Source organism: uncultured Capnocytophaga sp. (assembly GCF_938029845.1).
Lineage (GTDB): Bacteria > Bacteroidota > Bacteroidia > Flavobacteriales > Flavobacteriaceae > Capnocytophaga.
Genome location: NZ_CALHGG010000117.1, coordinates 1 through 4,451, shown reverse-complemented (window position 1 = coordinate 4,451; position 4,451 = coordinate 1). Strand labels below are relative to the sequence as shown.

Annotated in this window: 6 protein-coding genes and 1 pseudogene; all 7 read right to left on the bottom strand. The window is 41.8% G+C overall.

All coding sequences use genetic code 11. The features are described 5' to 3' along the window. Positions 1 to 313: pseudogene (locus tag Q0625_RS08335) on the bottom strand (IS1595 family transposase); the annotation flags it as partial. 2 nt (positions 314 to 315) lie between these two features. Beyond that, entirely contained in the window at positions 316 to 528 is a 213-nt protein-coding gene (locus Q0625_RS08330; protein WP_298825751.1) for a transcriptional regulator, read from the bottom strand. A 22-nt stretch (positions 529 to 550) separates the two neighbouring features. Further along, a complete protein-coding gene (locus Q0625_RS08325) occupies positions 551 to 1,393 on the bottom strand; it encodes an NTP transferase domain-containing protein (protein ID WP_298825748.1) in 843 nt (280 codons plus the stop codon). Positions 1,394 to 1,574: 181 nt separating this feature from the next. After that, a complete protein-coding gene (aroQ, locus tag Q0625_RS08320; RefSeq protein WP_298825746.1) occupies positions 1,575 to 1,994 on the bottom strand; it encodes a type II 3-dehydroquinate dehydratase in 420 nt (139 codons plus the stop codon). Between the two features lie 3 nt (positions 1,995 to 1,997). Then, a complete protein-coding gene (locus tag Q0625_RS08315) occupies positions 1,998 to 2,921 on the bottom strand; it encodes an LLM class oxidoreductase (RefSeq protein ID WP_298825743.1) in 924 nt (307 codons plus the stop codon). Between the two features lie 263 nt (positions 2,922 to 3,184). Beyond that, positions 3,185 to 4,087: a histone deacetylase gene (locus Q0625_RS08310; protein ID WP_298825740.1), complete on the bottom strand. Its 903-nt coding sequence runs from the start codon at positions 4,085 to 4,087 to the stop codon at positions 3,185 to 3,187. 3 nt (positions 4,088 to 4,090) lie between these two features. Next, positions 4,091 to 4,451: DUF805 domain-containing protein (locus Q0625_RS08305; RefSeq protein WP_366125065.1), on the bottom strand; the 361-nt coding region annotated here is incomplete at its 5' end.

Here is a 4,451-nt window from a genome sequence, read left to right as displayed (position 1 = left end):
CTTTGCTTTGTGAGCGATTGATTCTAAAACTATACTCAGCTAAATAGCGGTCTATGTTAAATTCTGATACCCAAGAATATATACCTCTTATCCAAGATTTTACTTGATGTATTACCTTATGTAATGTAGGAAAATTTTTCCCATCATTACTAGAAATTTGAGTTATATTAAAGTCTTTTATAGGTTTATATCCTTTCCATTCGTCAGTAGTAACTTGTACTGTTTTACTAATATGTTTGTCAAATATTGTTCGTAATGATTTTGAGGAATAGTCAGGTATTTTTAGTGCGTAAAAGCGCTTTACTTTGCCTTGGGTCAGTAAGTTCCATTGCACAAAGAACTTTCTTTGAAGAGACATTCTCTTTCAAAAAATACATCACCATCTGTGGTTTGTACAATCAGAACAATACCAACATAAGGGTTATCTTCTATTTCAATTATAGTCCCTTCTATCCAATCTATTTGATGTGTTACCTCTGGAGAAATCAATACAATATCCCCCTTCTTAAATTTAGTATTTGCTTTCATCTTCCTTTCTATTTTTCACTTCTTACTTCCCATAGATTTTCTCTATTTCTCTTCTGACCACTTCCAAGTCCTCTTGATAGGTCATTCCAAACCATACCGCCTCAGTGGGGACTACCTCCACCACATAACCCTGTGCCATGGCATGGCTTACAAGGGTAGGAATATAGAACTCCGCCTTAGGGTCTCCCTTATGTTCAGCTATAAAAGTCTCAAATAGGGGTACACCTAGCTGGAATATATCTGGGGTAAAGCCCCAAAAGTTCATGGAAACAAAGCTTGTCAATGGAAAACGCTCCCCAGTACGTTCATCAGTTGCCTCATTCTCGCCTATTTTGAGCAGTTTGGTACGCTCCTCTATGCTAATGAGGTGATGATCCTCACTTACGGTACATATACCACGCGATACAGTACCATTCTCACTCAGTGTATTTCCTAAGCGATAGCCCGCCGAGAAAAAAGTCTTCTCTTTCCCTTTACGCAAGGCATCGGCCATCATCTCAAACGAGTACGCCCCATAGAAGTCATCAGCATTGATGATCAGAAAAGGATTATGCACTAGCTCCTTTAAGCACAATAGCGCATGCCCTGTTCCCCAAGGTTTTTTGCGCTCTATTTCCTTGGGTGTCATAGTATCTTGACACACAAAAGAGAGTTTATCCGCAGGAAATTTTTTCAGCAAATGCGCTTTCATCTGTGCTTCTATCTCAGAACGAACAATCAAAACTACATTATCAAATCCTGCCGCAAAGGCATCTGCTATCGAATAATCCAAAAGAATAGAGTCCCCATATATAGGAACTATCTGCTTATCAGCACCAAAGCGGGAACCCAATCCCGCGGCCAATACAGCTAATGTTATTTTCATATTTCACAAATATTTTTCAAGTTCTTTAGTCATATGCTAGCGCATGCTAGCACGTTTCTTGCAGCTCATACCTACTATAAAAAGAGCTTGTAGCTCTCCCTCACACCCAACTCCAAGTATTGGCTAGCTTCACTTTTCACTATTCACTTTTCACTCTTCGCTAGTCATTGGTCACTAGTCACTAGTCACTAATAAGGCTTTGTATTGCCAAGCGATAGCTCTCCATACCAAATCCTATGATAATTCCCTTTGCCACAGGTGATATATAGGAATGATGGCGAAAATCCTCACGGGCAAAGGTGTTAGAGATATGCACCTCGACCACAGGAGTGGTAATTCCGCGAATAGCATCATGCAGCGCCACCGAGGTATGGGTATAGGCACCTGCATTGAGGATAATCCCATCGTAGGAAAAACCCACCTCATGGAGCTTATCTATCAGGGCACCTTCATGGTTGGACTGGTAATAATGCAAATTGATTTGAGGGTAAGCCGCCTTGAGGGTCTCAAAATACGTCTCAAAACTCGCTTGCCCATATACTGAAGGCTCTCGCTTACCCAACAGATTCAAGTTCGGTCCATTGATGATGATAATCTCCATAATTTATCCTTCGTTCATATATGGAAGCACTTCCTTACCTATTTCATCTAACACCTCATTCATAGGACGTGAACAGAATTTAGCGATAAATATCGTATGACTTACCCCCATAAACTTAAGGGTTTGCAACAAGTCTATCAAGTAGTTACGTCCTAAGCGGAAACCAAGTTCTATGGTGATAGGCTCTGCATTAGGATCTTCCAATAGGTCTATATACAAGGGTTGTATATAAGGCTTATCTGGCTGATTGTATTTCTTAAGAGTTGTCTTCCAGTTCTGTATGATATTTTTGGTATAAGCAAACTCACGTGGATAGTATATCCAGCCGTCTCCATTTTGGGCAATCCAGTCTAGGTTAATACCCCCAGCATGCCCTGTGATATACATCGGGATACGCTTATTCACTGGCTTAGGAATCACATCGGCTTCGCCTTGCATCTTCCCAAATGAAGTCTCATAGTGAGGAAAATCTTCACTCCAGAAAGTACGAATAGTCTCTATCTGGCGCATAAAATCTATACTACGATTTTCGTAAGGCTTGTTAAAGGCGGGATATTCTATAGCTCGGTCACCTGAGGCTACCCCAAGGTGTAATCTACCTGGGAAAAGTTGGTCTATACTTGCAGCCGATTTAGCAAAGTGTATAGGATGGCGCAAAGGAAGTACCATACTAGCAGTACCAAGTTTTATTTCATGGGTCAGGGTCGCTATGTGAGCCATATACACCCATGGATCATATATCTGCCCTACATCGCGAAAATTAGGGTCAAAAAGAGGCACATCGCGTACCCATAAGGTATCAAACCCCAACTCTTCCGCCTGTTGAGCAAGCGCAATCTGTTCGTTTTTGTCCATACGAGGCACCGGCCCCTCAAATGCTTCTATAGGGAACAACACCCCCATAGTAAGCTGATCTGTTGTCATCATATAAAAGTTTTTAGTTTTTTATTACTTTCTTTTTTTTGCAACTCACTTAAGCACTTACGTAGCTTCCTTCACTTTTCACTCTTCACTTTCCACTCTTCATTCTTCACTTTTCACTTTCCACTCTTCACTTTTCACTTTCCACTCTTCACTTTTCACTTTTCACTTTCCGCTCTTCACTTTTCACTTTCCGCTCTTCGTTCTTCACTTTTTACTTATAACCGCAAAGATACAACTTTTTTAATAAAAATCGTGAATTATAAGAATTAAATCTCAAATACCTGCCTTGCTATCCTAAAAGTATTCGTATGTGCCTCCAGTATAGTTGAAAGTCTCGGCGAATAGCCCCCTCCCATGCTACATTGTACGGGTATCTGTCGTTGGGCACAGGCCTCAAAAACAAGTCTATCACGCTGGGCACAACCCTCTAGAGAAAGTTGTAACTTGCCAAACTTATCACTCCCAAGCACATCTACCCCTGATTGGTAAAATACAAAATCAGGCCGATGTGTTTCAAAAAGATAGGGCAATACTTCCCGCAACTGTGCTATATATGCCGCATCATCCGTACCATCTGGTAGGGCTATATCCTTGTCCGACTGCTCTTTGACAAAGGGATAATTCCCTTGGGCATGCATGGAAAAGGTAAACACGGCTGGTCTTTGGGCAAATATCTCTGCCGTACCATTCCCCTGATGTACATCTAGGTCTATAATCAGCACCCGTTGTGCCTTACCCTTTTCTAATAGGTAAGCCGCCGCCACTGCTTGATCGTTGAGCATACAAAAGCCTTCTCCCCTATCGGAATAGGCATGATGTGTACCGCCTGCTATGTTAAAGGCTATCTGCTGCTCAAGCGCATAAAGTGCACCCTCTATGGTGCCTTGTACCAAGGTCAGCTCGCGGTCTATAAGCTGCTGACTCTGAACAAACCCTATGCGAATACGCGTGCGCTCCTCAAGTGTTTGCCCTACAAAATCCTGTACATAAGCAGGCGTATGAGCAAGGTATAAGCTCGAGAGGGCAACCTTCTGTGGAGTAAAAAAATCAGCCTCTGTGGCAACTCCCTCCCAAAGCAACTGTTCGTGTAAGAGCGCATACTTCTCCATTGGGAAGCGGTGATTCTCTGGCACAGGATGGGTATAAATGGGGTGATAAGCAATCTTCATTTTTTACGCTTCACTTTTCCCTTTTCCTAAAAGCAATACTATGTTATAAATAGGCACTAAGAGCCACCAGCCACTTTTGCCCACATCGTGCAATCTACGCACTGAAATCGCTATAAGGGGCAAGAACACTATGGCTGCAGAAATTCCCACTAGAAAACCAAACACCTCTCCTACTTCTCTATTGGAAAATACTACAAACTCCTCCAATAGCAGCAGCGATGTAAGCAGCGCAAAGAGCACTCCGACAAAAAGCCAATAAGGTCTTCGTCCCACACGTCCCTTGAACGTAGCATAATCTTTCAAACAGATTTCTACAAAATATTTATTCAAAAATTCCATAATCAAATAGTTAGTAGTTAGCAGT